Below are 25,649 nucleotides of genomic sequence, written 5' to 3'. Positions count from 1 at the left end.
CCTCAGCGGCGCGGATCGATGCCGACGCGGACGTGCTCGCCACTGCGGGCGAGTGTGATCGCGTCGTCGAGCTGGGACAACGGCAGTACCGCCCCGACCAGCGACTCGAAGGGATAGCGTCCGGCCGAGCCGCGAAGGAAGGCGATCGCGTCGACGAGATCCCGCGGTGCGTAGTTGTGGATGCCGCGCACCGTCAGACAGGTGCGCACGATGCGCTCCGGATCCAGCGGCACCGACTCGGTCGGAAAGACACTGCCGACGAGCGCGATCGCACCGCCCACCGCCACGGCGTCGAACGCGGCGAGCACGGCGGAGCGTGCGCCGGAGGCCTCCAGCACAGCGTGGATCTCGCTCTCGCAGAGCCCGGCGACGATCTCCGCGAGATCCTCCCCCGGCGTGTGCACGCTCGCGGCGCCGAAGCGAAGCGCCTGCTCGCGGCGACGCGGGTCCGGGTCGCTGACGATCACGCGCGCCCCACGCTCGGTGGCGATCGCGGTGGCCGTCAGGCCGATGAGTCCCGCTCCGCTGATCAGCAGCACGGCGCCGTCCAGGTCGATCACCTCGTCCAGCGCGGTGACCGCGGCCCACGCGGTCGCGGTGCCGCACGCGGCCGGGGCCAGCACCGATCCGGGGAGCTCTTCGGCCACGCGGACGATCGCCGTTCCCGCGCGCAGATGCACGTGCGTGGCGAAGCCGCCGGTGAGCTCCCAGTGCGCTTCGACGCGTTCATGCCCGTACTTGCGCAGCGCACGACACTTCTGCGGAACGCCACGGCGGCACCGGTCGCACGAGCGGCAGGCTGTGAAAATCGACCACGTGACGCGGTCACCGATGTTGAGGCGGCTGCCATCGGCAGCGCGGGCCCCGTCAGCCCCGAGCGCGGTGATGCGCCCCACGTACTCGTGACCGAGCACGAGCGGCACGGGAGCCGCCCGATGACCGGAGACGGTGTGCACGTCGGAGCCGCAGACGGTCGCCAGCTCCACCTGCACGAGGGCATCCCCCGCTGCCAGCACCACGCCCGGCACGGCGATGGTCTCGTGTGGTCGTCCTTCGCCGATCCACACCTGTGCCAGCGCCGCGGGCGACAGACGTACGTCGGTCATCGGTGACGCCGGGGTGAGAACGGCCGTCGGCGGCACAGTCGCCACCGGCTCAGACCGCCAGTGCGGGGACGTCACGAATCTCGGCGACGGAGCCGAGCACGACGTCGGCGCCGGCGGCGGCCAGCACCTCTTCATCGTGAGCACCGCTGGTGACACCGATCACGAGTCCCGCCCGCGCCGAAGTGCCCGAGCCGACGTCGCTGGCGGTGTCGCCGATCACGGCGACGGCGGACATCGACGACACCCGCGCGCGCAAGGCGGCGGCCAGCACCAGGTCGGGGTACGGACGCCCGCGACCCGCATCGACAGGCGACAGCGCGCCGTCGATCAGCTCCCGCCACCCGAGCGCATCGATGATGGCGTCCCGCGTGACGGGTGCGAACCCCGTGGTCAAGATCACCGTGCGCCCCGCGGCACGCTGTGCACGAAACAGGTCTTCGGCACCCGGAATCGCCTCCGCACCGTCGGTCGCGATGAGCTCGGCGTACGCGGCCTCGAACGCCGCCGTCGCCTCCTCCGCGCGGGTACGATCGCCGCCGGCGAGGTGCGTGAAGACGTCGATCTTCGACTGGCCCATGGTGTCGCGGACGTACTGCAGCGCGGCGTCCCAGCCATGCGCGGCAGCGACGCCGGTGGCCTCGGCAGCGCGCTGGAATGCGCGCTCGACCACGCCGTCGTCGCGCACCGTGGTGCCCGCCATGTCGAGGACGATCAGTTCGATGGGGGTGCTGGTCATGTTTCCTTCTTCGGAGGGGGTGCCGTCAGGCCGTGGCCAGGGCGGGAAGCAGAGGGGCGAGCGTGGTCTCGGCCAGACCGAGACCGGTCGTCATGCCGATCCCGGTGGTCGCGGTGAGCACCGCGATGCCGGGAGTGGTGATGTCGACGAGGAAGTCCTCCGGCGCGCTGGCGTACACGCCCTGCCAGCGCTCGATCACCTGCATCGGCGATCCGAACAGCGTCTCGGCTTCCGTGAGCAGGAGGTCGCCGGCACCCTCCGGCTGGAACGGCTCGATACTGCCTCCGCGGACGTGGGTATCACCGACGATCAGCGTGCCGTCGGGCAGCTGCGTGTACATCTGATTGAGATCGAGGGCGGCAAGGTCGGGACGTTCGGCGTGGAGCCGCTCCCGCACGGCCACCACTTCGGGCAGTTCGGCAAAGCGTCCATAGCGGGTGAGCGACCAGCCGGTCAGCAGCGGCGCATCGAGGGGGGATCGCAGATCGGTTCGCACGCGCAGCATGTCCAGCCCGCAGCGCTGCACGCCGGCCGCCTCGGCGAGATCGGGAAGCAGCTGGTCGATGTCGTGGTTCACCGCGACGACGACGAGCCCGGCTGTGATCGTCCCCCGGGAGGTGACGACTTCGCCTTCCGACACCGATCCGACCGACGTACGAAGCAGGAACTCCACGCCCCGCTCCGCCAGGTAACGACGGATCGCCGCGGCGGCCGTACGCGGGTCGGTCTGCAGATCGGTGCGGATGTGCGCGCCACCGATGGCCACTCCGGGGGCGAGCGGGATCCGCTCCTCTGTCTCTGCGGCTGACAGCACGTCGATCCCGCCCGACTCGGCGGCGGCCGACAGCAGCGCGAGCTCGTCCTCGTGGCGGGCGACCACGAGGGTCCCCGACTCGCGGAGCCAGAACCCCGCCTCACGAGCGAGCGTCAGCCAGAGCCCCCGGGCCTTGTCACCGTAGCGCCGGGCCTGGCCGGTCTGCGCCCCGATGCAGAGGTGCCCGAAGTTGCGGATGGTGGCGCCGTGGGGCTCGGCCGACCGATCGATCACGATCACCCGCTGACCCCGACGGACCGCGGCGTACGCGGCGCCCAGGCCCACGATTCCCGCACCGACGATGGCGACGTCATAAGAGCTGTTCATCGGAACACCTTCCGCATCCACATCGACAGTCCTTCGATCACCAGCACGGTGACGAGGATCATCAGGACGATCGCGGTGACCATCCCGTAGTTGGCGCCTTGGCTGGCGTTGAGCAGGTAGTAGCCCACTCCGCCGCCGCCGACCACACCGAGGATGGTGGCGGCGCGGACGTTGGTGTCGAGCATGTAGAACACGTGCCCGATGATGGCGCGCGTGCCCTGCGGCACCGTGGCTCCGGCGTACACCTGCAGACGCGTGGCCCCGGTGGCCACGAGTGCGAGCTCGGGTCCGCGGCGGACCTCTTCGAACGAGTCCGCAAGCAGCTTGCCGAGCAGTCCGATGCCGCCCACCGCGAGCGCGATGGTGCCGGCCTGCATGCCGAGTCCGGTGATGACGATGAGCACGATGGCGAGGATCAGCTCCGGGATGCCGCGGATCCCCACCAGGAGGAAGCGCGCCACGCCTCGGGTGCCGGGGTTCGGGGCCACGTTGCGGGCAGCGAGGGAACCGAGGATCACCGAGGGGATGAGAGTGAGCAGCGTCGCCGCGAGCGCGATCGCGACGGTCTGACGCATCGCCTCGAGCATCTTGTCCACGCCGTACGCGCCGAAGTTCGGCGGCCAGAACTGCACGGCCACCTCCGGGATCCGCGCCCACACGGAGAGGAAGTCGCCCCAGTTGATCTGGCACACCCAGACGCCCGCGATGATGAGCGCGACGGCGATCCAGCCTGCGGCCACGTTGCGCACGCGCGCGGCGGTCCAGGGGCGTCGCAGCGCCGTGGCGGGGCTGGCGGCCCAGGCGGGCGTGCGGGCGACGGGAGCCGATGCGGATGGGCTGCGACGCACGCGTGCGACGAGGCGGTCCGCCCAGGTGCGCTGGGCCGCATCGCGCCCGAGCATGGCAGCACGCACCGACGAGGAGACGATCTCCATCACCACGCACAGGATGAAGATGACCAGCGCGATCCCCAGGCCCAGCCCGTAGTTCAGCGCCTTGAAGGCGTACGACATCTCGAGGCCGAGGCCCGCGACCCCCACGTAACCGAGGACCACGGACCCGCGCAGATTGATGTCGTTGCGGTGCAGCACGGTGGCGATCCAGCTGGGCAGCACCTGCGGCAGGATACCCGCGGAGAACTGCTGCAGCTTCGATCCGCCGGCGGCGCGGATCGCCGTGCGCGGCCCTTCGTCGATCTGCTCGATGGCGTCCGCGAACATCTTGGAGATCATGCCCACGGAGTGGATGCCGATGGCGAGGATGCCGGGCAGGGCCCCGAGGGAGAACATCAGCACGAACACCATCGCCAGCACCACATCGGGCAGCGCCCGCGTGAACACGCCGATGAAGCGGGCGGCGGCGCGCCAGGCGCCGGAGGGCGTGGTGTTGGATGCAGCGAGGTAGGCGACCGGGACCGAGATAACCGCTGCCAGGAGCGTGCCCGAGAGCACCAGTCCGAGGGTGAGTGCGATCTGTCCGAGCAGGTCGCCGAACTCGGGGAAGGAGAGCGAGCCGACGCGGCTGAAGAAGTGCTCCGCGTTGGACCAGCTCGCCAGCATTCCGGGGAGGGAGATGTTCACCTCGGCCAGCGAGGCGACGGCGAGACCGGCGATCACCACGAGGGTGACGGCAGCCGAGATGCGCTCGGGACTGATCGGCCGCTTCGGGGCGCGTTCGGCAACACCGGCCGAGGCGGCCGGGCGCAGCGACGCCGGGGCGGTGGCCGTGCTCACGCGACGGACTCCGAGGTGAGCTCGCCGCCGAGCAGCTCCGTCTGCACCGCGGCCAGCTCGGCGGTGGTGGTGGCGACGCGGCCGTAGATCTCCATGACCTGCGCCTTGGTGAGTCCATCGTTCGGGAGGTCCAGCACCAACTGGCCGTGCCGAAGACCCACGATGCGATCGGCCCAGGAGATGGCGAGGTCGACCTGGTGGAGGGTGCAGAGCACGGTGAGACCGTCGTCGGCGGCGATCTGGCGGATGAGGCCCATCACCTGCTCGCTGGATTCCGGGTCGAGGGAAGCGACCGGCTCGTCGGCCAGCAGCACCTCGGGGTTCTGCATGAGCGCGCGGGCGATGGCGACGCGCTGCTGCTGACCTCCGGAGAGGGTGTCGGCCCGCTGATAGGCCCGATCGAGCAGGCCGACGCGATCGAGATGGCCGAGTGCCGCCAGCTTGGCGGCACGGGAATAGGAGAACAGGCCGAGGCGTGGCCCACGCACCGTGCTGAGCGAGCCGGTGAGCACGTTCTCCAGCACGCTGAGGGAGGGCACCAGCTCGAACTGCTGGAAGATGAAGCCGACCCGCGAGCGCAGGGATCGGAGCTTGCGTCCGGAGAGGGAGGGCACCTCCTCCCCCAGCACCTGGACGGACCCGGACGTGGGGGTCTCGAGGCCGTTCAGGTGCCGGAGGAGGGTGGACTTGCCAGATCCCGAGAGACCGAGCAGCACGACGATCTCGCCGCGATCGATCGTGAGGCTCACGTCGTCCAGCGCCGTGGTGGCACCGTAGACGCGAGTCAGGTTCGTGGCCTCGATGATGGGGGAGGTCGCCGCGTCGCTCATGCTCTATCTCTCGTGATTCGTGCGGATCCGATGGTCTCGGATCAGGCCTGGCACTGGGTCGCGTTGGTCTTCTTGCAGATGTCGCGGATCAGGTCGTAGTACGCGTCGTCGACCGGCTTGGTCTCGTAGAACACGCTGCGGAAGCCCTCGGTGTCGGCGCTGGTGATGCCGGCGTCGATGATCTGGTCGATCGTCACGTCGGAGAGGATCTCGACGAGCTTGTCGGAGGTCTCCTTCGGCAGCGTCGTCGAGTAGACCAGCGGGGCGCCGGGGACCATCGTCTTGTCGATCGATTCGACCTTGTCGCTCTTGGCGACTTCGCTGTCCTCGGCGAAGCCCGCCTCGCACTCCTTGCCCTCGCCGACCTTCGCGACAGAGACGTCGTGCTTGCCCGCGAACACCGGCGTGATGTCCTTCTCCGGGTCCACGCCCGCGTTCAGCAGGTTGTAGGAGGGGAAGAGGTAGCCGGAGGTGGAGGACGGGTCCACGAAGCAGACCTTGTGGCCCTTCATGTCCGCGATCGTCTTGATGTCCGAGCCCTTCGGGACGATGGCCTCGGAGTAGTAGCCCGGCTCCTGGCCCTCCTTGGTGACGATGGAGGAGATCGGGGTGAGCTTGGCGCCGTTGTTGGTTGCCGTGACGTACGTGAAGCCGGAGAAGGAAGCCACGTCGACCTTGCCGGCGATCGCGGCCTCGATGAGGGCGGCGTAGTCGGTGGACTCGTGGTACTCCACCTTCTTGCCCGTCTCCTGGGCGATGTAGTCCATGAGGGGCTGATAGTTGGTCTGGGTGGCGGCGGAGTCGGGGACGACGCCGAAGACCAGCGTGTTCTCGTCGATCGCGTAGCCGCCCTCTGCGGAGGAGGCGGCGCCGTCGGTGGCCGGGGAGGCCGAGGCGTCGCCGGAGCAGGCGGCGAGGCCGAGGGCGAGCAGCGTGGCGCCCGCGAGGAGGAGGGGCGCCTTGGTTGCACGGAGGTTCATGATTGCCTTTCGGTGACGGATGGAACCTCGGACAGACTGACACGCCGCTCCGCGAGATGTATACCTATCTCGGAACAGTTCGCGACTTGTTCACCTAACTGTCGATCCGGTGAACGACACGCACGCGCTCCCCCCGCGCGCCCGCAAGGCATCGGGGCGGCTCATAGGATGGCGGCATGGCCGAAGTGGTGTACAAGCAGATCGCGGACGAGCTGCGCGAGCGCATCCTCTCCGGCCTGCTCGCGCCCGGCGCCGACGTTCCCACCGAGGCGGAACTCGCCCAGCAGTGGAACACCTCGCGCGGCCCGATCCGCAACGCCCTGCTGACCCTTCGTCAGGAGGGACTCATCGAGACGGGCCGGGGACGCCCCGCCCGGGTCACCTCCCGCAAGCCCAATCAGGCGGTCGACGTGTCCATCCCCTTCACGCGCTGGGCAGAGGGCATCGGCGCCGTCCCCGGAGCGGATACCCAGGAGGTGTCGCTCCGACGCGCCGGACCGGAGAAGGCGGCACTGCTGGGCGTCGAAGCCGGCGCTCCGATCGTCGAGGTCCTGCGCCTGCGCCACCTGGACGGGCGCCCGGCCATGCTCGAACGTCTCACCTTCCTCGAAGACGTGGGGCGGGTCCTCTTCGAAACCGATCTGGACGCCGTCTCCATCACCGAGTACCTCGAGCAGCGCGGGCATCCCTCTTTCTCCATCGACCATGAGATCGACGCCGTCGCTGCCGACGAGGTGGACGCCGAACTGCTGCAGGTGCCGCTCGGCTCCCCCATTCTGCGCCTGCGCCGCATCAGCCACGACGCCGACGGGCGCATCTTCGAGGCCAGCGATGACCGCTACCTGCCGGACGTGATCCGCTTCACGGTCTCGGCTTCGGGCCGCTCTCGCACCGGCGACGCCTACGTCCGCCCCCTGCGCGCCCTCTGAGAGATCAGAGCGGGCAACGGGTGGATATCGCCCGTTCCGCCGGCGGAACCGAGGCCGGATTGTTGGGCGCAGCCCGGATCATCCTGGATCATGTGTTCGACGAACACCGAAGAGACGCGGAGGTCACGGGATGAGGTCGGACATCGAGGTCGGCATCGTCGGCACCGGCAGTATGGCGGTGCGACACCTCGAATCGTGGCGAGCACTCGGCGTGGAGCCCGTGGTCTGGTCACCGCGGTCTGCTGCGGATTTCGCGGCGACATACGGTGCCCGCACGGCTTCGTCATTCGCGGACCTGCTGGCCGGGGCGCAGCTGCTCGATGTCACATCACCCACCCTCACCCACCCGGAGTACGTGCTCGCGGCGGTTGAAGCGGGCACGGATGTGGTGTGCGAAAAACCTCTGGCGCGCACCGGCGCCGCGGCCGACGCACTGGTCGAGGCCGCGCGGAACGCGAAGGTCATGCTCTACCCCGCCCACGTCGTCCGCGCCATGTCCCCGTGGGCACACGCGCGCGATGACATCCACGCCGGACGCATCGGCACAGTGCTCTCGGCGTCGTTCACTCGCATCGGCGAGGGCCCGGATGCGCCGTGGTTCCACGATCACGCCGCATCGGGCGGAGCCGTGATGGACCTGCTGATCCACGACCTCGACGTCGCGGAGTGGATGCTCGGGCGCATCGTGCGCGTCTCGGGAACCGAGGAGTCCGATCCCGTGCGGCGGCGGCATCTCGCCCGGCTGGTGCTGGAACACGAGAGCGGGCTGGTCAGCACGATCGATGGCGGCTGGACCGGCCGGCCTCGTCCGTTTCACGCCGGCTTCGCGATTGGCGGTTCGGCAGGATCGCTGAACTGGCCGCTCGTGGAGGCCGGCTCCTCGGATCCCACGTCCGCGATCCCGGGGGAGAATCCGTACACGCGTCAGCTCCGCGATGCGCTGGCCGTGCGGGAGGGGGCCGTCCCAGCGGTCGCGGCCGAGGACGGGGCTCGTGCCGTGCATCTGGCCGAGGCGGCGCTCCGCGCGGTCCGCACCGGCGCGGTGTGCCCGACCTCCTGACCGTCCGCGCTCACGGGTGAACGCGCCGAACGCCCCCACTCGTCAGTCGCGCAGCAGCGCCCGCACGCTCTGGATGGTGTCGGCATCGGCGACGGTCTTGTCCGGCCGGTACCCCTTCACACGCGCGAAGCGTAGGGCGACGCCGCCCGGATATCGCGTCGAGCGCTGGACGCCATCGATCGCGATCTCGACCACGAACTCGGGCCGGAGGAAGACCGCATACGGCGTGCTGTGGATCTCATGCGCCGGAAACGTCTCCGTCTGCCAGCGCAGCAGCTCATCGGTCAGCCCCTTGAAGGTCTTGCCGACCATGACGAGTCCGCCCGGATCGCCGAACTCCCCCGCCGGGTCCAGTGCTCCGAGATGGAGATTCGAGAGCATACCCCGACGCCGGCCCGACCCCCACTCGGCGGCCAGGACGACCAGGTCGTAGGTGAGGACGGGCTTGACCTTCACCCACGACTTTCCGCGACGGCCCGCTGTGTATGCCGAGTCCACCGCCTTGACGACGACGCCCTCGTGGCCGGCCGCGAGCGCCTCACGGGAGAGCTCTTCAGCGGCATGCGCATCGGCGGTGACGATGCCCGGCATCCGCCATGCCCCCGCCACGCGCTCGAGTTCGTCCAGGCGTGTGGCAAGGGGTTCGTCGATCAGGTCGCGCCCGTCGACATGCAGCAGGTCGAAGAACCAGGGTCGCAGGGCGAGGTCACGTGCGACATCGGCCCCGAAACGCGACATCGTGTCCTGGAACGGACGAGGCCGGCCGTCCTCATCGAGGGCGAGGGTCTCACCGTCGAGGATGAGATCCCGGGCGGGCAGCGAGCGGACGACGTCGACGATCTCAGGCACACGATGGGTGATGTCTGCGAGGCTGCGGGTGTAGACGGCCACCTCATCGCCCGTGCGGTGCACCTGGATGCGCGCGCCATCAAGTTTGTACTCGACGCGAGCTTCGCCGGTGGTCTCCAGCGCAGCGCTCGGAGTAGGCGCGCTGGCCGCGAGCATCGGCAGCACCGGCCGGCCCACGCGCAGGCCCACGGCCTCCAGGTCCTCCGCAGTTCCCGTGAGTGCGATCAGCGCGGTCTCGCCGAGATCACCGGAGAGCATCGCCGCGCGCCGCACGGTCGCCGCCGGCCGGCCGGAGGCGCGGGCCACCGCATCGAGCAGAACGCCGCCGAGCGCGCCGGTGCGGAGGTCGCCGAGCATCACGCGACTGAGGAAGTCCCACTCATCGGCCGTGGCACGGGATGCGAGCGAGACGAGCAACTCGGTACGCCGGGTCGCGGAGCCGGCGCCGGACGCGTGGGCGATGGCGTCGAGACTTTCATCGACCGCGGCGATGGTGAGCTCCGGATCCGCCGCATGGACCACCTCGAGCCCCGTGAGACTGCGCCATCCGACGCCGAGTCTGCCCTGACGCGGTGATGCGAGAAGGAACCCCGTCACGGGGCGGATGTCATCGCCATCAGCGTGCTCCAGCAACCGCGCGAGGATGTCGACCTTCGCCAGTCGCGAGGAGGTGGCGGCGACCTCCTGTGCTGTATCCGCCAGCTCGGAGAGCTTCATGCGGTCATTCTGGCATCGGGGTCCGACATCGGCAGGGGGTTGCGACGCCGAGGCATCCGGTGCCAACGTGGCCGGATCGGCCCGCCAGGGTCCCGTCTACCGTACGGGGCGTACGATCGAGGGGTCGATCGGGAGGGGCAATGGCAGGGCAGTCGGACACACGGCCGAGCACCGCGGTGCTGGCCATCCCGACCGGGCTCGCCGTGTTCACGGCGGCGACGGTGCTGCTCACCATCCACGTGCTCGGGGTCGCCGTCATCGCCGCCGCGATCGTGTTCTTCGGAGCTTTCGCGCTGACGTTTCTCCTCGACCGGTTCGTGTTGCGAGAGCCGCGTGATGGCCCCCGCCCGAACCCCTGATCGTCAGAGTCCCGCGCCCACCAGCGCCTCACCCAGCGGGGTGCGCAGATGCATCATCCGGTTCCCCTCGCGGGTGCTGATGATCAGCCCGGACCCACGCAGCACCGCCAGATGATGCGAGGCGGTCGAGATGGCGATACCGGCATCGGCGGCCACGTGAGAGGTCGTGCGGGCGACGTGCGCCCGGAGCAGTATTCCCGCCCGGACGGGGCCCAGAAGAGCGCCCAGCGCCACCGCGATGTCCCCGCTCTCACGCGCCCACCCCTCGGTCACGCCGCGGGCGGGATAGAACAGGGTCGGCTGCGCCGGGGACTCCGTGATGACCATGCAGCCCCAGGAGGACATCACCGAGGGCACCAGGACGAGACCGCTGCCACGGCAGTCCACGTCCTCGCTGTGCCGACGGAGGCGAACGCTCACCGAGCCGTCGTTCCAGCGCACGTTGCGGTGCAGCCCCGAGGCCATGGCGGCGAGTCCGTCCACCGCGACCACGCGGGAGCGCACCGCGATGTCGGCGCGCAGGAGCCGCTCCAGCGGACCCCAGAACGGCGCGATCGCCCCCTCCCACATCTCCTCCCACGCATCGGCGATGACCGCTCGTGCTCGCGTCGGATCCGACCGCATCTGCCGGAGCATCTGCTGCCGCTCGCCGGCCGAGCGCGCGATCATTTTGTCGAGATCGACGATCATCCCCGCCAGGGGCGCCGATCGCAGAGCTTCCAATTCCGTCTGTGGCGTCATGTCCCATCGCGGGTCCGCCGTCAGGAAGTCGGGCATGTACCCGTCGGCACCGATCACCTGCGCCAGCAGCGCGAACGCCTCGCGCGGAAGCTGGTCGCGCACGCGCTTCAGCCAGCCCCACTGCAAGGGGAACTGGGCGGGGCGCAGCAGTGCGCGCACCGCATGGGCCAGCTCATGCCCGGGTGAGACGCCGAACCGGACCGCCTCGATATCCCCCGCGCTGAGACGGAAGTTGACGCGATGGTCCGGATGCTCGACGCCTTCCTGGGGCATGTTTCGATCCACGTCGAAACACTACGGGTCCGACCAGGCTGAACGAAAGAGTGGAGCCGACGACGAACACGGAGGGCGATCATGATCGAGACGTTGGCCACAGCCTCCCGGGTGGCCCCCGCGGAGATCCGCATCGGCGCGGGGAACAGCCGGCGCTTCCAGGGCAGCGACCACGGAGCCGCAGTGTCCTACTTCTATGTCGACAATCGTCCCGGCCAGGGCTCGGGGCGCCACTGGCACCCCTACCCTGAGACCTGGGTGGTGATCGAGGGGCGGGCCACCTTCATCGTCGGCGACCAGCGGATCGAAGCATCAGCCGGCGACACGGTCACCGGACCGGCATTCGTTCCTCACCAGTTCCTCAACACGGGATCCGACACGATGCGGCTGATCTGCATTCACGCGTCGCCGGTGATCCTGCAGACCAACCTCGACTGAAACGAAAGACAGGACAACACATGTCGTTCCAGGCATATCTCGACAACATCGAGGCGAAGACCGGCCTCACCCCACGTCAGTTCATCGAGCTGGCCACCGAGCGGGGCTTCGGTGCGGACACGAAGGCGACACCCATTCTGGAGTGGCTGAAGGAGGACTACGATCTCTCGCGCGGGTATGGCATGGCACTCGTCCACGTGATCACGAAAGGTCCGAAGATCAGCGACAAGCACGTCGGCTCGGGAAGCGTTCACGCCGACGCGTCGGATGAGCTGTGGCTCGACGGCAGCGCCACCAACCCTGCGAACCTCGGATAGGAGCACCACATGGCAGTGCGCATCGACCTCAACGTCTCTCTCGACGGCTATGCAACCACCACCGATCAGACTCCCGAGAAGCCGTTCGGTGAGGACTGGGGGCGCCTCGTCTCGGCGTACACAGCCACCCGCACCTTCCGTGCGCGCGTGCTCGGCGACACCTCGGGAGCCGGCACCACGGGCATCGACGAGAAGTACGCCCAGCAGTACTTCGAGGATCTCGGCGCCGAGATCATGGGCGCCGGGATGTTCGGCCTGCACGACCACGGCGAGGATCCCGACTGGCGCGGCTGGTGGGGTGAGGAGCCGCCGTTCCATGTTCCGGTCTTCGTGCTGACGCACACACCACGCCCCTCCATCTCGTTCGGCAACGGGACGGTGTTCCATTTCCTGGACACCACGGCGGAGGACGCACTGGCACACGCCGTCGAGGCGGCCCAGGGCGGCGACGTCCGCGTGGGCGGCGGTGTGCACACGGCGCGCCAGTTCCTTCAGGCGCGCCTCGTGGACCGCCTCCATCTCGCGGTCGCCCCGATCGTCCTCGGCCGGGGCGAGTCGATCTGGGAGGGACTGCGCGGGCTGGAGGACGGCTACGACGTCACGAGCGAGGTGGCGGAGTCCGGCACCACCCACGTGGTGTTCACACGGCGCTGAGTCCGTTCTTGCCGGTGTCGGAGGGGAGGTTCAGACTGGGCTCGTCCAGACGACGAAAGGAAGCATCATGGCTCACGGAGACATCACCCACATCGACATCCCGGTCAGTGATCTGAAGCGGGGAGCCGAGTTCTACTCCCGGCTCTTCGGCTGGCAGATCGCAGAGATCCCCGGCTTCGAGGGCTACCCCATGTGGCAGGCGCCGAACGGCATCTCCGGCGGCGGGCTGGCACCACGCGGCGAGGGCTTCGTCGAGCCACGCTCCTACGTGGAGGTCGACTCGATCGATGACACCATCGCACTCGCCGAGGAGGCGGGCGCCACGGTCGCGCAACCCAAACAGCCGATCACCGAGACCAGCGCGTGGGCCGTGATCGTCGATCCCGACGGCAACCACATCGGGCTGTTCGAAGGCGTGGTCGGCGCTGGCTGACCCTGCAGGGCTCTGACGTACCAGCGGGACCTTTCGCCGGTCTACGCGGTGAGGACGGCGTCGAGAAGTCCGGGGAAGCGTGCATCGAGATCCTCTCGACGCAGAGTGAGGATCCGGCGGCGTCCGTTGGGCTCGTTGCGGATGACGCCCGCTTCGCGCAGCACCTTCATGAAGTGCGACTTGGTGGATTTGGGGAGGTTTGGGTCGGTGGCATGACAGGCCGCCATGTCGAGCGGGCCGTCGACGAGCTGGCGCGTGATCGCGAGACGCTCCGGATCGCTGAGCGCGAAGAGCACGTCGACGAGCTGGATCTCGGAACGCTCGGGGTGCGGAAGGTCGCCAGGCATAGTTCGATAATAGTTGAACAATCGCCCGCGAGCGAGTAGCCTCCGATAGTTCGATTTTGTTCGAACTGTTGAGGAGTGCACCATGACCACGACCGAACCCGTCATCTCGCCGTCGACGGCGATTGCCCCTGCAACGAGAACGCCACGACGCACCCGGTTCGGATTCGCGCTGGCGATCATCGCGCAGATCATCATGATGTTCGCCGCGAGTGCGCCGTCGCCGTTCTACCCTGTCCTGGCGCAGCGCATCGGCTTCGATGCGAGCGTGATCAGTGCGGTGTTCGCCGTCTACGCCGTGGCACTCCTGCTCACGCTGCTCACCGCGGGGTCGCTGTCGGATCACGTCGGCCGGCGACCGGTCGCCATCACCGGCTTCCTCCTCCTGGCCACCAGCATGGCGCTGTTCTGGCACGCCGAGACCGTGATGCTGCTGGTTCTGGCCCGCGCCCTGCAGGGCATCGCGAGCGGCCTGCTGATCTCCGCGCTTTCGGCTGCCGCCCTGGATCTGGCCCCTGCCGGGCGACCGGGTGTCGCGGCTCTCTGGAACGCGCTGAGCCCGGGCATCGGACTCGCTTCGGGGGCGCTGGTGTCCGGCATCGTGCTCGACGTGGCCGGGCAGCCCCTCTTCGACGTGTTCGCTCCGCTGACCGCCATCTACATCGTGCTGGCTGCGCTGTTCCTGCTGGCGCCCGAAACGGCACCCCTGCGTCCGGGCGCATGGCACTCGCTCAGCCTCCGTCTCTCCATTCCGGCCCCGATTCGCGCGGACTTCTGGCGTGCGGCGCCCGCTGTGATCGCCGGATGGGCGACCGGTGGCCTGTTCCTCTCCCTGGGAGCGAACATCGTCCGCAACGAACTCGGCGGCGAGGCGCATCTCTGGCAGGGACTCGCGGTCGCTCTCCTCGCCGGTGTCGGGGCGCTCACCGCACTCGCGTTGCGTACGGCCTCGGCACGTTCCACCGTGCTGTTCGGCACCGCGGCCCTGGCGATCGGGACCCTGCTGTCGCTGTTCGCCCTGCGCTCCGGATCGCTCGCGTTCTACCTCGTCGCCGCTGGGGTGACGGGAATGGGATTCGGCACGGCCTTCGCCGGTGTGGTGGCGTCGCTGGCGCCGCGGATCCCCTCCGACGCACGCGCGGACGCCTTCGCGGTGATCTACCTGCTGGCCTACCTCGCCTTCGGGATCCCCGCCGTGATCGCCGGCTTGCTGGTCGGGACCGTCGGGCTCGATGCCGTGTGCACGGGTTACGGCATCGTCGTCATCGTGCTGGCTGCCACCGCGTTCACCATGCGACTGCGCCGGCGCGACTGAGGCGGGCGCGCTCCGCCCGATACGGTCCGCCACCACTGGGCTGGAGCCTCGTCGCCAGGCTCGTCACCCTCCCCCCCCCCCCCCCCCCGACTGCATCTCGTTCGTTCAGCGCCTCCGGCACGCCGCGAGGTTCCAAGTTCGGTGCCCGGATTGCCCACCAAGCGGTCCAGCCGACTGTCCACGTTTGGCCCACGAGAATCTCGGCTTCGGTGGACGCGTAGTCACAGCGTCGCGGACGACCAGAAGCCACCTCGGATGGTCCATCGATGCTCTTACTCGAACGCGCCCCTGTGAAGAACGTCGCGCATGGACGGAGGCGAATCTCGGAGATGACCTGGGCTGTGGCCTCGATGACGTGCAGGTGGCATTTGCCCTGTGGCTACAGGAGACGGCAGCTCGACGGATGCGGAAGCGCTGGGAGAAGTCGCAAGCAGCCTGTGCACCGTGAGTAAGCCCGCCGTTGGCAACCGTAGCGGAGCGGAGGGCGGCAGTTCCCACTAGGATCACGACATGTCCACGCCAAAGTTCTCTACACTGCACTTCGGGCATCTCGATGCAACACAAGAAGCTGCTGACGAACCGGAGCTGCTACGCGACGGGTACTACGACTACCGCCAGGCAGTGCAGGGTATTCTTGGCGGGTCTGCTTGGCTCGTCCTTGGCCCCAAGGGCTCTGGAAAGTCAGCCGTTCTCGAAAACATCAGGCTCAATTGGGAGCAACGGTGGAATAGGTTCTTCACTTACTGGAACCTTGCTGGATTTCCAGTGAACGATGTCACGAAGATCGCGACCGGCCAGTCACGCGGAGGTGCGCGCTCCCAGGCAGCGTGGGAGTTCGTGCTTCTGCTCCGAGTGCTTGAAACTCTCGATGGCGACCAAGGTCTACGCGCCCCCAACTCCTTCACAACGATGGTGAAAGCCCTCCGAGAGGGCGGCTACTTGAACACCAACTGGACAGCGAATGTGGCCCGGTGGGCTAGCACTAAGCTGAAATTCGATGCGAAAATAGTTGGCGCAGAGGCACAGTTCGATGCAGCGTCGATTACTCCGTTGGACGTGAGCTACTACATTCGACAGCAGATTGCGGCTACCAGCACCGACAGTATCCACATCGTCGCCTTGGACGGGCTCGACTCATTCTTTTTTGAGCTTGAGGATGAATGGACGTCGCTCGCTGGACTGATGCAGGCAGTGTGGACCATTAACCGCGAACTATCAGCGCTAGGTCTTCCCGTTTCGATCGTCGTGGCGGCACGTTCAGATATTGTTGATCTCTTGCCCGGGCCGGAGATCAACAAGCTGAAACCACATGCTGTTCATCTCGATTGGCATGCTCACGGAATTGGAGCAGACAACCATCTCTGGAAACTCGTTTCCCAGAAGGCGGCCGTTGGTAAGCCGGAGGTCACGAGCGTCGTTGGTCAGTATCTAAGCAGGCCAGTGGTGATCGGTCCCCATCGAAATCTTGCGGAGTTCCTGCTCGATCACACCCGACTTCTACCCCGCGATCTCGTTGCCTTATTGGGGCACCTACAGCTTGAGTACGGCGGCAATGGAAAGGTTCCCGAGGAGAATGCAAAACGAGCCGTGCGGAACTATTGCGAGCAGTACTTCGTCGGAGAAATATTCGATAACCTGGCCGGTATACTCCCCGCAGAAAAGGCACGGCAGGTTGCAAGCTTCAAGGACGCACTCCGAACATCCCCAACTCGCCTATTCACTTTCAGCTACTTGGTCGAGGAGCTCAACGGGGAGCTTGATGCACCCGAGATCAAGAGCCTTCTGAAGCAGATGTTCGAGACAGGCGGGATCGGCGTGAAGAACGGCAATCATACCGACTTTGTATTCCGTCGCACTTCCGGTGCGGGGTTCACGACCCGATACGAGTTCATGCTCCACGACGCTCTAACTCGCGCTTGGAACCGACCCTGGAGCTAGGCAACGATCACAGACTGTCTAGGCGCGTGCGGCCGAGGTACGAGGTCGTGCGTGCTCAGCGAGCCTCGGCGCGGCCCTTGTTCATGTGAAGCGTTTTTCAAGGGCGTCTGAGGTTGGAACTACTGTGAGGGCATGTCCGGGTTCGAGTTCACGCATCAGCGACCAACGCTGATTGACGATCCCCCGCTTACTGACGATGAGCGCGCGTTTCTGCTCCAAGAAACAGAGATTACGGAGGATGATCTCACTCCGGAGGCGTACGAGCGCGTTCGTGTGACGATGGAACGGAGCATGCTCGCTGCGGACGTCGCCGCATGCGCCGATGCGCTGCGCGTTGATGAGGTGGCGAGCCTCTTGCGCTGGTCCCGTGACGCAGTGATCGAGGCCGTGAGCACGGGGAAGCTCTTCAGCGTGGCTCGGCTACCTCGCGGAGATCATCTCCTCCCCCGATGGCAGTTCACCGATGGCAAGGTATTACCCGACTTGGCCTCAGTATTGGAGTCCCTCAGGGAGCTTGAGAAGCACCCGTTGGGTATCGAGGCCTGGATGGCGCACGAAGACGAGGACGGCGAGATTCTGAACGGCATGTCACCCCAGCAATGGCTGGCCAAAGGCGGCGATGTACGCGGCGTTCTCCGGCTGATCGAAGAGGCGTCCTGGGGCCGAATGTAGGGCAGCGGCACGGCTTACTAAGTTCCGACGACGACGTTCAATCGGCGCAGGACGGCCCTCAATCGTGAACGCGCCGTTTGCCAGGTCATATCTCGCTCGTTCGACTGCTGCGTTGCAGATGCGAGGTGGCGTTCCGTTTGTCGCGTAGTCGCTGAACTCCGGCGTGCCCGCGAGACGACGGGGCACCGAGTTTGGAGCCATGTTCAACAACTCCGCGACAGATCGAAGGCTCGCGCCGCCGAGTACGGCCACCGCCGCTCCCGAGTCAGTGATCACTGACCCCATAGCCGTAGACATCGAGCGCGACCTCGGCTACCTGCATCCCCCACTCGGAAGCGCTGGAATCAGCGGCAACGAGACCTCGGCCCGCGCTACGCCAACATCACCGAGTTCCTGTCCCTCTGCGGCGTCCGGTGGTCCGAAGCCCGAGCATTGCACGTCGCTGGCCTGCACACCGACCCGTCCCCTTCCCTTCATGTCGCCAAAGCCCAGAGCGACGGCCACGAGCTCAAAGGCCCCAAGAGTGACCGCGGCTACCGAACAGTGCCGCTGACCGACCGCGCATTCGAGATCGCGCAAGTGATGGCTCAGGGCAAGAAGCCCACCTACCTGCTCACCACGAAGACAGGACGCCAACTCCGTGGCAACCTCTTCCGCCGCTACACGGCCTGGACCACGACCGCATCCGGCCACACGATGCACCATCTCCGCCACTACGCTGCGCCCGCTTGGCTCCGCGCCGGAATCCCCGTCAACCAGGTCGCTGAGTGGCTTGGTGACGATCCGCGAACGGTCCTCTCGACCTACGCGCACGTGCTCGAAGAGCAGCAGAACATCGAGGCCCTGAACCGCCTCAACCGCCAGCCGGGACCCCTTCGGGACCCCCGCGCCAGCGAAGACGACGCCAACAACGAGGATGAGAAAGGAGGAAAGCCCCGGAAATTTCCCTCTGATCAGGGGGAAAATGGCGGAGACGGTGGGATTTGAACCCACGGACCCCCGTAAGGGGGTCTCCACCTTAGCAGGGTGGTGCACTAGGCCGAACTATGCGACGTCTCCGTGGTTTCCACTCTGGCGAGTGAAGCACACCTGGCAATACTAACCGGTCTCGCCGCGATGCGCGAATGCACGCACCCCGGGCGGGGCTCAGTTCACCTGGCCGTTCGAGCAGGTGCTCTGCGCGGCCGTCGTTCCGGTGATCTGCGACGGAAGCAGCACCGATCCGTCCGGCGCCGTGCTCGGCGTCGGCTCGAGGGTCGCTCCGTCCGCGGGAGCCTCGACCGAGCCGCTGTCCGTGCCGTCCACGGCACCATCCGTCGAACCATCGGTCGCACCGTCCGTCGGGGTGGCGCCTTCGGCGACCACACCGACTCCGGCATCGCCCGTGATCTGGAGCGCGCTGTTGTTGGCCAGCGCCGTCAGCAGGATGCTCGCGGCCGCCTCGTCCGGAACGACGCGGTTGGGGTCGGACGGATCGTCGTAGACGGGGTACTGCACGAAGACGATGTCCTCGAACGGCACATCCTTCACGGCCATCGCCAGCTGGACGAGAGTCACCGGGTTGGTGAGCGAGGTCGACGGATCGATGGCCGACAGCGTCGTCTTGGCGAGCTTCAGCAGGGTCGCCGGATTGGTGAGCACTTCCGAGCTCATCATCTTCCTCGCGAGACGCGACATGTACTGCTGCTGATTGCTGATGCGCCCGAGGTCGCCACCGTTTCCCACGCCGTGTCGTGTGCGGAGGAACTGCAGCGCCTCAAGCCCCTGGATGGTGCGCTCCCCTGCCGGCCAGTCGATGCCCGTGTAGGGGTCGCGGATCGGACTCGCCAGGCACACGGTGACACCGCCGACGGCATCGGTGATCGCCATCACGCCACCCCAGTTCACCGACGCGGCGTACTGGATGTCCATGCCCGTCAGCTGCTCGATCGTGGCCACCGTGCAGGCCAGACCGCCGGTGTCGAACGCGGAGTTGAGCATCTGCTTGCTCATCGCCGAGGTGACGTTGCCGTTCGCGTCCGTGCACTCCGGGATCGGGACCATGAGGTCGCGGGGGAAGCTGATCACCGTGATCTTGCGCGGCTCCTCCGAGATGTGGACCACGAGGTTCACATCGCTGCGCGCCCCTTCCTCGGCCAGCCCTTCAGCACACCGGTCGCCGAAGTACTGCGCGTACTGCGGCTCGCACACGTCCGTGCCGGCGACGAGGATGTTCGCGCCACCCTGGATCTCCGCGATCGACGGCGGGACCTCTCCCCCGATATCGGTCGCATCGGCGGCATAGGAGGACGCGAGGTCGTACGTCACATAACCGGTGAGTCCGATGCCTGCGACCATCACCGTGGCGACGGCGACGCCGACCAGGGTGAGCAGTTGCGCGATCGGCCGCGGGGTGCGGAGCCGACCGTGTCGTGCGATCGTGCGACGACGGGAGCGTTCGGGGGACGCTGCGCTCACACGCTTCCTTTCAGCCTCGGGACCTGCAGCCCCGTGGCGTGCAGGCGGATGCTCCCGGGGTGAACCGGATCAGAGCGGAGGGTGTGGGATTCGAACCCACGGGACATTGCTGCCCACTGGTTTTCAAGACCAGGTCCATCGGCCGCTCGGACAACCCTCCCAAGCGGCGCACCGCTCGTGAGGACGAGTCTATCCGACCTCATGGTCTCCGATTGCGCTGGGCGCGCGCTGGATGGGGACCCAGCGCCGGCTGTGCGCGTCAGGACTCGTCGAGGAGGAGCCGGTGCAGGATGTGTGCGACTCCGCCATCTGCCACCGAGTGGGTGACGAGCGATGCAGCCGCGCGCACCTCGTCCGGAGCCTGCCCCATCGCCACGGCCGTGCCCTCGTGCGATCGGGACCACTCGAACATCCCGAGGTCGTTGCGTCCGTCTCCGATCACGACGGAGTGCGCGGGATCGAAGCCCGCCCACTCGCTGATCAGCTTCAGCGCCGTGCCCTTGTCCACGCCCTGCGGCGCGATGTCGAGCCACGCGGTCCAGCCGATCGCGTACGAGACCTGGTTGAGGCCGATGTCCTCGATCAGACGGGAGAAGTCGTCCTCATCGTGCTCGGCGGAGACCACGACGACACGCGACACATGCTGTGCGGAGAGCTGGGCGAAGGGGACCTGATGCCCCGACTTCACGTTCCAGTGCTCCATCTCCTCGGTGAACAGGCGCGTGCCGTCCTCCAGCTCGACCATGTAGTGGGCATCCGGGAGCTGCTCCCGCAGCAGTTCCAGGGCGGTCGTGGGATCGAAGGTCTCCGTGTGGAAGCGCTCGTAGTCCTCACCGACACGGCGGTAGACCACGGCGCCGTTGGAGGAGACGACGTAGTCGGGGGTGATGTCGAGCATCTCCAGGATCGGCTGGGTCGCGTTCCAGCTGCGTCCCGTCGCGAGCGTCACCTCGTGGCCGGCGGCAACAGCGGCGTGTACGGCGTCGATGACTCCGGGGCTCGGAGTGCCATCCTCCAGGATGACCGTTCCATCGACGTCGAGCGCGATCAGGGCACGGGTGCTCACGCGGCGGGCTCCATCACCTCGAGTCCGCCGAGATAGGGACGAAGCACCTCCGGCACGGTGACGGAGCCGTCGGCACGCTGGTGCGTCTCCAGCAGCGCCACGATCCACCGGGTGGTGGCGAGAGTGCCGTTCAGCGTCGCGACCGGGGTGGTCTTGCCGCCGTCGGGACGGTAGCGGATGTCGAGGCGGCGCGCCTGGTACGTCGTGCAGTTGGACGTGGAGGTGAGCTCGCGATACTTGCCCTGCGTGGGCACCCAGGCCTCGATGTCGTACTTGCGCGCAGCGGAGGAGCCGAGATCGCCCGCCGCGGTGTCGATGACACGGTAGGCCAGCCCGAGATCCGTCATCATCTGCTCCTGCAGAGCCAGCAGACGCTGGTGCTCGGTCTCGGCGTCCTCCGGCGTGGTGTAGACGAACATCTCGAGCTTGTTGAACTGATGGACGCGGATGATGCCCCGGGTGTCCTTGCCGTATGAGCCGGCCTCGCTCCGGTAACAGGTGGACCAGCCCGCGTAACGCTTCGCGCCGCGGCCGAGGTCGAGGATCTCATCCATGTGGTAGCCGGCGAGCGGAACCTCGCTGGTGCCCACCAGGTACAGGTCCTCCTTGTCGAGGTGGTAGACCTCATCGGCGTGCTCGCCGAGGAAGCCGGTGCCCTGCATCACCTCGGGACGCACCAGCGTGGGGACGATCATCGGGGTGAACCCCGCCTCGACGGCGCGGTTGAGCGCGAGGTTCATGAGCGCGATCTCGAGCCGCGCGCCGATCCCCGTGAGGAAGTAGAACCGGGAGCCGGACACCTTCGTGCCACGCTCCATGTCGATGGCGCCGAGCATCTCGCCGAGTTCCAGATGGTCGCGTGCCTCGAAGTCGAACTCCGGCACGACGCCCTCTTCGCGCAGCACGACGTAGTCGTCCTCCCCACCCGCGGGAACGCCGTCGATGACGATGTTCTCAATACGCGCGAATGCCTGCTGCGCGGCTTCCTCCGCCGCGGTCACCTCGCCCTGAGCAGCCTTGACCTGATCGGAGAGCTCCTTGGCCTGCGCGACGAGGGCGGGCTTGTCCTCCTTGGGGGCCTGCGCGACGGTCTTGCCGAACGCGTTCTGCTCCGCACGCAGCGCCTCGAAGGCGTTGATCGCGGCACGACGCGCGGCGTCCGCGGCGATGGCCTCATCGACCGACTCCGGCGAGTTGCCACGGGCCAGCTGAGAGCGGCGGACGAGGTCAGGATTCTCACGGAGGAGTGCGGGATCGATCACCCTCATCAGTGTAGTCGGGGCCACGGACGCGCCGCGCGAGCGCGGAGGCTAGGCTGACCCCATGCCCGCCCCTTCCTCGCCCGCTGCCCCGCGGGACGACCGGTTCGCGGCGCTGGTCTACAACCCGGTGAAGGTGGACGGCGCCGATCTGCGCTCCGCCGTGATCGCCGCATCGCACCGCGCCGGCTGGAGCTCGCCGATGCTGCTGGAGACCACCATCGAGGATCCGGGACAGGGGGCCACCCGCGCGGCCCTGGACGCGGGTGCCGCCGTCGTGCTCGTGGCCGGCGGAGACGGCACGGTCCGCGCGGTCTCGGAGGCCATCGCGCGCACCGGCACACCGCTGACGATCATCCCGAGCGGCACCGGCAACCTCCTCGCCCGCAACCTGCAGCTGCCGCTCTCCGAGCCGGAGCGGATGGTCCGCGCGGCCTTCACCGGCCAGCGGCGCGCGGTCGACATCGGCTTCGCGAACGTCAAGCGCGCCGACGGGTCGGTGCAGGAGCACGCGTTCGTGGTGATGGCCGGCATCGGACTGGACGCTGCGATGATCCGCAACACCCGCGACGAGCTGAAGAAGTCGTTCGGCTGGGTGGCCTATATCGACGGGGCAGCGCGCTCGCTCACCACGGTGTCCCCGTTCCGCGTGATGTTCCAGGTGGACGACGAGCGCATCCTCACCACTCGTGCGCACAGCGTGCTGTGGGCGAACTGCGGCCAGCTGCCCGCGGGGATCCAGCTCCTGCCGGAGGCTTCGATCGACGATGGCCTGCTCGACGTCGCGATCTTCCGCCCTCGGTCGTGGTGGGGTTGGCTGGCCGTCTGGCGCACGGTCTGGTGGCAGAACAGCGTGCTGGGGCGCACGCGAACCGGCCGCCGGGTCATTGCGATGAGCCGCGGCAGCAAAGCCGTCAAGTTCCTGCAGGGCGCGCGGATGGATGCCGCAGTCTCCTCGCCGCAGCCGATCGAGTTCGACGGCGATGAGCTGGGCGAAGCCGTGGGGCTCGACGGCCGTATCGAACGAGGCGGCCTGGTGGTGATGGTCCCCGCCTGAGCGGAGACCATCACCGGGAGTCAGTTCTGCACGGTCACGGCGACCGGATCGGCGGCGCCGTCCAGGCTCACGAGGTTCAGCTGGGTGCCCACGGCGACATCCGGGATGTCGAGCAGGGTCGCTCGCGGCGAGTAGTCCATCGTGCATGCCTGCTCGATGGTGGTGAATGTCACGGTGGTGCCATCGATCGTGTCGACGACGGGCGGGCAGCTGGAGGATCCGTAGGAGATCAGCACCACCCCGAGCGGGGTGAGAGTGGCGGACAGCTCACCCGCGGGCGTCGTGGCAGCATCCGCCGGGCGGGCGGCGAGCGCGATCTCCTGCGACTCCTGCGCGGTGCTCAGCGTCACGGTGGCTGCCGCCTTCGAGTCGACGCCTTCGGGCAGCCCCACCAGAAGCAGCTGCTCGCGCAGATCCTGCGTGCACACTCCGTCCACGGTGGGCGCGGCCAGGACGACGTCGATGTCCTGGTTGGCGACGGTCACATCCTGCACCACGGGGTAACACGACCGGCTGCCGCTTCCCCACGTGACGACGCCCAGTGCCTTCCCACCGTCCAGCCAGACGACCGAGGCATTCTCGAGGCTCGGCGGCGATGCCGTCCAGTCACCGCTCATCGACGGCTCGGTCGGGGTGGGCGTCGGAGACTGCGGAGCTTCCCCCGGGGCTGCGGTGTTGGTGGCACACCCGGTGAGGAGCGCGGCCACGGCCAGCACGGATCCGGTGAGAAGGGGTCGCATGGTGCTCATACCCTTCAGTGTCCCCGATGGCGAGATCGTCTCACAGCGTTCACTGCAATGCGGACGTGAGGCGGGCGAGGTTGTCCAGGACCGTGGAGCGCAGCGGCTGCTTCGACCACTCCTCGCTCGTCAGCTCGCGACTCAGTTCGCGGTACTGGTCCTCCACAGCGCGCATCTCCTGGACGAACCCGGCGTCGCGCACCAGAAGCGAGACCTCCAGATTCAGGCCGAACGATCGCATGTCCATGTTGCTGGAGCCCACGACTGCGATGTCGTCGTCGATCGTCAGCCCCTTCGTGTGCAGGATGTACGGCTGCCGGTACATCCAGATGCGGATGCCGGCGCGCAGCAGCGCTTCGTAGTAGCTGCGCTGGGCGTGCCAGACGATGGCCTGGTCGCCGATCTCCGAGACGAACAGCTCCACCTTCACCCCGCGCTGGACGGCGGAGGTGATCGCGAGCAGGAGCGCCTCATCGGGGACGAAGTACGGGCTGATGATGTTGATGCGCTCCTGCGCCGCGTAGAGCAGGGCCACGAACATCCGGAGGTTGTTCTCCACCTCGAACCCGGGCCCGGAGGGGACGATCTGGCACTGCAGGTTGCCGTCGGAGCTCGGCGGCGCGATGGCCACGTCACCGTCCGAGATCAACTCATCGGTCTCGGTGAACCAGTCGGTGAGAAAGACGGCGGCCACCGACGAGACGACGGGGCCTTCGAGCCGAACCATCAGGTCCACCCAGTGCAGACCTCGCTTGATGTTCTTCTTCAGGTTGTAGCTGGAGTCGGTGATGTTCTGCGAGCCCATCCACGCCACGGTGCCGTCGACGACGAGAAGCTTGCGGTGGTTGCGCAGGTCGGGTCGCTGCGTCTTGCCGCGCAATGGCTGCACCGGCAGCATCAGATGCCACTTCGCACCCATCGCGTCGAGCCGGCGAAGGGTGGCACGGTAATAGGGCTTCCAGCGATTGGCCCAGTGATCCAGCAGCACCCGCACGGTCACGCCGCGTGCGGTGGCGTCTTCCATGGCCTGGAACAGCGTTTCCGTGGTGGCGTCGGCCTGGAAGATATAGAACTCGATGTAAACGAACTTCTCGGCGCGGCGGATCTCATCCGCCATCCGGTTGATGCTGGCCTCGTAATCCGGCTCGAGGTGGGCGTCGTTGTGATCCAGCATGGGCATCGCGCCCAGGCGTCGGTTCATGCGCACGAGTGACGTGAACCAGGCGGGCTGGCCCTCCTCCGACGAGCGCGCATCGAGGTTGGCGCTCGCCTCACGGATGTAGTCGTTGACCAGCGACTGCTTGCGACGACGTGCACGCGGCAGACGCGGGTTGCCGATGAGGAGGAAGAGCAGCACCCCGAAGTAGGGGATGAAGTAGATCGCCAGCAGCCAGGCCGTGGCCGAAGTGGGGCGCCGGTTCCGCGGCACGATGATGATCGCGGCGATGCGGATGGCGAGGTCGACGGCGATGCCGACCACGACCCACCATGTGATCACGTGTCCT

The 25,649-nt window shown here is 67.6% G+C and carries 25 protein-coding genes, 2 tRNA genes and 1 pseudogene; 12 read left to right on the top strand and 16 right to left on the bottom strand.

The features are described from left to right. Positions 1 to 2 precede the first annotated feature (2 nt). From ACIQJ5_RS13455 to ACIQJ5_RS13430, 6 genes are read right to left on the bottom strand one after another with little or no spacing between them, the layout of a single operon-like run. Entirely contained in the window at positions 3 to 1,106 is a 1,104-nt protein-coding gene (locus ACIQJ5_RS13455; RefSeq protein WP_402844716.1) for a zinc-binding dehydrogenase, read from the bottom strand. Between the two features lie 49 nt (positions 1,107 to 1,155). Then, positions 1,156 to 1,842, bottom strand: coding sequence for an HAD family hydrolase (locus tag ACIQJ5_RS13450; RefSeq protein ID WP_402844714.1), 687 nt, complete (start codon positions 1,840 to 1,842; stop codon positions 1,156 to 1,158). A 25-nt stretch (positions 1,843 to 1,867) separates the two neighbouring features. Then, entirely contained in the window at positions 1,868 to 2,983 is a 1,116-nt protein-coding gene (locus tag ACIQJ5_RS13445; RefSeq protein WP_402844712.1) for a TIGR03364 family FAD-dependent oxidoreductase, read from the bottom strand. Further along, positions 2,980 to 4,716 (bottom strand): PhnE/PtxC family ABC transporter permease, encoded by a 1,737-nt coding sequence (locus ACIQJ5_RS13440; protein ID WP_402844710.1) that lies wholly within the window; start codon positions 4,714 to 4,716, stop codon positions 2,980 to 2,982. The genes ACIQJ5_RS13445 and ACIQJ5_RS13440 overlap by 4 nt, the downstream gene beginning before the upstream one ends. After that, on the bottom strand, positions 4,713 to 5,546 hold the full coding sequence (phnC, locus tag ACIQJ5_RS13435) for a phosphonate ABC transporter ATP-binding protein (RefSeq protein ID WP_231091465.1): 834 nt from the start codon (positions 5,544 to 5,546) through the stop codon (positions 4,713 to 4,715). Before phnC ends, ACIQJ5_RS13440 begins: the two co-directional genes overlap by 4 nt. Positions 5,547 to 5,587: 41 nt before the next feature. Then, entirely contained in the window at positions 5,588 to 6,526 is a 939-nt protein-coding gene (locus ACIQJ5_RS13430; RefSeq protein WP_231091464.1) for a phosphate/phosphite/phosphonate ABC transporter substrate-binding protein, read from the bottom strand. Positions 6,527 to 6,702: 176 nt separating this feature from the next. On the opposite strand from ACIQJ5_RS13430, the gene ACIQJ5_RS13425 reads away from it, so the two are divergent. After that, positions 6,703 to 7,455 (top strand): GntR family transcriptional regulator, encoded by a 753-nt coding sequence (locus ACIQJ5_RS13425; protein ID WP_231091463.1) that lies wholly within the window; start codon positions 6,703 to 6,705, stop codon positions 7,453 to 7,455. 130 nt (positions 7,456 to 7,585) lie between these two features. Continuing rightward, positions 7,586 to 8,515 carry a Gfo/Idh/MocA family protein gene (locus ACIQJ5_RS13420; protein WP_402844707.1) on the top strand — a complete coding sequence of 310 codons (930 nt, stop codon included), beginning with the start codon at positions 7,586 to 7,588 and terminating at the stop codon, positions 8,513 to 8,515. A gap of 42 nt (positions 8,516 to 8,557) precedes the next feature. Here ACIQJ5_RS13420 and ACIQJ5_RS13415 read toward each other — a convergent pair whose 3' ends face one another. Then, entirely contained in the window at positions 8,558 to 10,081 is a 1,524-nt protein-coding gene (locus ACIQJ5_RS13415) for an ATP-dependent DNA ligase (RefSeq protein ID WP_231091461.1), read from the bottom strand. A 140-nt stretch (positions 10,082 to 10,221) separates the two neighbouring features. Between ACIQJ5_RS13415 and ACIQJ5_RS13410 the strand changes: the two genes are divergently transcribed. Next, positions 10,222 to 10,440: a hypothetical protein gene (locus ACIQJ5_RS13410; RefSeq protein ID WP_402844705.1), complete on the top strand. Its 219-nt coding sequence runs from the start codon at positions 10,222 to 10,224 to the stop codon at positions 10,438 to 10,440. Positions 10,441 to 10,443: 3 nt separating this feature from the next. On the opposite strand, the gene ACIQJ5_RS13405 is transcribed toward ACIQJ5_RS13410, so the two are convergent. Then, positions 10,444 to 11,454: a helix-turn-helix transcriptional regulator gene (locus ACIQJ5_RS13405; protein ID WP_231091459.1), complete on the bottom strand. Its 1,011-nt coding sequence runs from the start codon at positions 11,452 to 11,454 to the stop codon at positions 10,444 to 10,446. An 81-nt stretch (positions 11,455 to 11,535) separates the two neighbouring features. On the opposite strand from ACIQJ5_RS13405, the gene ACIQJ5_RS13400 reads away from it, so the two are divergent. The 4 genes from ACIQJ5_RS13400 to ACIQJ5_RS13385 all read left to right on the top strand — a co-directional run bounded on the left by ACIQJ5_RS13400 (position 11,536) and on the right by ACIQJ5_RS13385 (position 13,296). After that, complete coding sequence (locus ACIQJ5_RS13400) at positions 11,536 to 11,892, top strand: cupin domain-containing protein (RefSeq protein WP_231091458.1); 357 nt, start codon at positions 11,536 to 11,538, stop codon at positions 11,890 to 11,892. A 20-nt stretch (positions 11,893 to 11,912) separates the two neighbouring features. Beyond that, positions 11,913 to 12,209: a DUF4287 domain-containing protein gene (locus tag ACIQJ5_RS13395; RefSeq protein ID WP_231091457.1), complete on the top strand. Its 297-nt coding sequence runs from the start codon at positions 11,913 to 11,915 to the stop codon at positions 12,207 to 12,209. Positions 12,210 to 12,218: 9 nt separating this feature from the next. Next, positions 12,219 to 12,863 carry a dihydrofolate reductase family protein gene (locus tag ACIQJ5_RS13390; protein WP_402844702.1) on the top strand — a complete coding sequence of 215 codons (645 nt, stop codon included), beginning with the start codon at positions 12,219 to 12,221 and terminating at the stop codon, positions 12,861 to 12,863. Positions 12,864 to 12,930: 67 nt separating this feature from the next. After that, a complete protein-coding gene (locus tag ACIQJ5_RS13385; RefSeq protein WP_231091455.1) occupies positions 12,931 to 13,296 on the top strand; it encodes a VOC family protein in 366 nt (121 codons plus the stop codon). A gap of 41 nt (positions 13,297 to 13,337) precedes the next feature. Here the strand turns inward: ACIQJ5_RS13385 and ACIQJ5_RS13380 are convergent, their stop codons facing one another. Beyond that, positions 13,338 to 13,643, bottom strand: a complete 306-nt coding sequence (locus ACIQJ5_RS13380; protein WP_231091454.1) for a helix-turn-helix transcriptional regulator — start codon at positions 13,641 to 13,643, stop codon at positions 13,338 to 13,340. A gap of 82 nt (positions 13,644 to 13,725) precedes the next feature. On the opposite strand from ACIQJ5_RS13380, the gene ACIQJ5_RS13375 reads away from it, so the two are divergent. The 4 genes and pseudogenes from ACIQJ5_RS13375 to ACIQJ5_RS13360 all read left to right on the top strand — a co-directional run. Continuing rightward, the gene (locus ACIQJ5_RS13375) at positions 13,726 to 14,955 is read left to right on the top strand and encodes an MFS transporter (protein ID WP_402844699.1); all 1,230 of its coding nucleotides are present in this window, start codon (positions 13,726 to 13,728) and stop codon (positions 14,953 to 14,955) included. 510 nt (positions 14,956 to 15,465) lie between these two features. Next, positions 15,466 to 16,893, top strand: a complete 1,428-nt coding sequence (locus ACIQJ5_RS13370) for a P-loop ATPase, Sll1717 family (protein WP_402844697.1) — start codon at positions 15,466 to 15,468, stop codon at positions 16,891 to 16,893. Positions 16,894 to 17,025: 132 nt separating this feature from the next. Continuing rightward, positions 17,026 to 17,565 (top strand): hypothetical protein, encoded by a 540-nt coding sequence (locus ACIQJ5_RS13365; RefSeq protein WP_402844695.1) that lies wholly within the window; start codon positions 17,026 to 17,028, stop codon positions 17,563 to 17,565. Between the two features lie 378 nt (positions 17,566 to 17,943). Then, positions 17,944 to 18,552, top strand: a pseudogene (locus tag ACIQJ5_RS13360) (tyrosine-type recombinase/integrase); the annotation flags it as partial. On the opposite strand, the gene ACIQJ5_RS13355 reads toward ACIQJ5_RS13360, so the two are convergent. The 5 genes from ACIQJ5_RS13355 to serS form a co-directional block, all read right to left on the bottom strand. Next, a tRNA-Ser gene (locus tag ACIQJ5_RS13355) sits at positions 18,531 to 18,624 on the bottom strand. The pseudogene ACIQJ5_RS13360 and the gene ACIQJ5_RS13355 sit on opposite strands and share 22 nt — an antisense overlap. Before the next feature lie 87 nt (positions 18,625 to 18,711). Then, positions 18,712 to 20,022: an LCP family protein gene (locus ACIQJ5_RS13350; protein WP_402844693.1), complete on the bottom strand. Its 1,311-nt coding sequence runs from the start codon at positions 20,020 to 20,022 to the stop codon at positions 18,712 to 18,714. Between the two features lie 75 nt (positions 20,023 to 20,097). After that, positions 20,098 to 20,182: transfer RNA gene (locus tag ACIQJ5_RS13345), tRNA-Ser, on the bottom strand. 99 nt (positions 20,183 to 20,281) lie between these two features. Then, positions 20,282 to 21,088: an HAD family hydrolase gene (locus tag ACIQJ5_RS13340; protein ID WP_231091451.1), complete on the bottom strand. Its 807-nt coding sequence runs from the start codon at positions 21,086 to 21,088 to the stop codon at positions 20,282 to 20,284. Then, positions 21,085 to 22,350, bottom strand: coding sequence for a serine--tRNA ligase (gene serS / locus ACIQJ5_RS13335; protein WP_402844691.1), 1,266 nt, complete (start codon positions 22,348 to 22,350; stop codon positions 21,085 to 21,087). Before serS ends, ACIQJ5_RS13340 begins: the two co-directional genes overlap by 4 nt. Before the next feature lie 61 nt (positions 22,351 to 22,411). Here serS and ACIQJ5_RS13330 point away from each other — a divergent pair, with 61 nt between their 5' ends. Then, positions 22,412 to 23,404, top strand: coding sequence for a diacylglycerol kinase family protein (locus ACIQJ5_RS13330; RefSeq protein ID WP_231091449.1), 993 nt, complete (start codon positions 22,412 to 22,414; stop codon positions 23,402 to 23,404). A 20-nt stretch (positions 23,405 to 23,424) separates the two neighbouring features. On the opposite strand, the gene ACIQJ5_RS13325 is transcribed toward ACIQJ5_RS13330, so the two are convergent. Further along, a complete protein-coding gene (locus ACIQJ5_RS13325) occupies positions 23,425 to 24,153 on the bottom strand; it encodes a hypothetical protein (RefSeq protein WP_402844688.1) in 729 nt (242 codons plus the stop codon). A gap of 40 nt (positions 24,154 to 24,193) precedes the next feature. Then, positions 24,194 to 25,642 (bottom strand): cardiolipin synthase, encoded by a 1,449-nt coding sequence (gene cls, locus ACIQJ5_RS13320; RefSeq protein WP_402844686.1) that lies wholly within the window; start codon positions 25,640 to 25,642, stop codon positions 24,194 to 24,196. Between the last annotated feature and the right edge of the window lie 7 nt (positions 25,643 to 25,649).

It is taken from the genome of Microbacterium sp. GXS0129 (assembly GCF_044769785.1).
Classification (GTDB): Bacteria; Actinomycetota; Actinomycetes; order Actinomycetales; family Microbacteriaceae; genus Microbacterium; species Microbacterium nymphoidis.
Note: the sequence above shows the minus strand (reverse complement) of the source record. Positions and strands in the feature narration are given on the sequence as shown.

Coding starts and splice junctions, on each gene's coding strand:
- ACIQJ5_RS13375 (WP_402844699.1), top strand. CDS start 13,726: ATGACCACGACCGAACCCGTCATCTCGCCGTCGACGGCGATTGCCCCT.
- ACIQJ5_RS13450 (WP_402844714.1), bottom strand. CDS start 1,842: ATGACCAGCACCCCCATCGAACTGATCGTCCTCGACATGGCGGGCACC.
- ACIQJ5_RS13410 (WP_402844705.1), top strand. CDS start 10,222: ATGGCAGGGCAGTCGGACACACGGCCGAGCACCGCGGTGCTGGCCATC.
- ACIQJ5_RS13415 (WP_231091461.1), bottom strand. CDS start 10,081: ATGAAGCTCTCCGAGCTGGCGGATACAGCACAGGAGGTCGCCGCCACC.
- ACIQJ5_RS13385 (WP_231091455.1), top strand. CDS start 12,931: ATGGCTCACGGAGACATCACCCACATCGACATCCCGGTCAGTGATCTG.
- ACIQJ5_RS13405 (WP_231091459.1), bottom strand. CDS start 11,454: ATGCCCCAGGAAGGCGTCGAGCATCCGGACCATCGCGTCAACTTCCGT.
- ACIQJ5_RS13400 (WP_231091458.1), top strand. CDS start 11,536: ATGATCGAGACGTTGGCCACAGCCTCCCGGGTGGCCCCCGCGGAGATC.
- phnC (WP_231091465.1), bottom strand. CDS start 5,546: ATGAGCGACGCGGCGACCTCCCCCATCATCGAGGCCACGAACCTGACT.
- ACIQJ5_RS13330 (WP_231091449.1), top strand. CDS start 22,412: ATGCCCGCCCCTTCCTCGCCCGCTGCCCCGCGGGACGACCGGTTCGCG.
- ACIQJ5_RS13380 (WP_231091454.1), bottom strand. CDS start 13,643: ATGCCTGGCGACCTTCCGCACCCCGAGCGTTCCGAGATCCAGCTCGTC.
- ACIQJ5_RS13365 (WP_402844695.1), top strand. CDS start 17,026: ATGTCCGGGTTCGAGTTCACGCATCAGCGACCAACGCTGATTGACGAT.
- ACIQJ5_RS13390 (WP_402844702.1), top strand. CDS start 12,219: ATGGCAGTGCGCATCGACCTCAACGTCTCTCTCGACGGCTATGCAACC.
- ACIQJ5_RS13325 (WP_402844688.1), bottom strand. CDS start 24,153: ATGAGCACCATGCGACCCCTTCTCACCGGATCCGTGCTGGCCGTGGCC.
- ACIQJ5_RS13395 (WP_231091457.1), top strand. CDS start 11,913: ATGTCGTTCCAGGCATATCTCGACAACATCGAGGCGAAGACCGGCCTC.
- ACIQJ5_RS13370 (WP_402844697.1), top strand. CDS start 15,466: ATGTCCACGCCAAAGTTCTCTACACTGCACTTCGGGCATCTCGATGCA.
- ACIQJ5_RS13420 (WP_402844707.1), top strand. CDS start 7,586: ATGAGGTCGGACATCGAGGTCGGCATCGTCGGCACCGGCAGTATGGCG.
- ACIQJ5_RS13445 (WP_402844712.1), bottom strand. CDS start 2,983: ATGAACAGCTCTTATGACGTCGCCATCGTCGGTGCGGGAATCGTGGGC.
- ACIQJ5_RS13455 (WP_402844716.1), bottom strand. CDS start 1,106: ATGACCGACGTACGTCTGTCGCCCGCGGCGCTGGCACAGGTGTGGATC.
- ACIQJ5_RS13425 (WP_231091463.1), top strand. CDS start 6,703: ATGGCCGAAGTGGTGTACAAGCAGATCGCGGACGAGCTGCGCGAGCGC.
- ACIQJ5_RS13430 (WP_231091464.1), bottom strand. CDS start 6,526: ATGAACCTCCGTGCAACCAAGGCGCCCCTCCTCCTCGCGGGCGCCACG.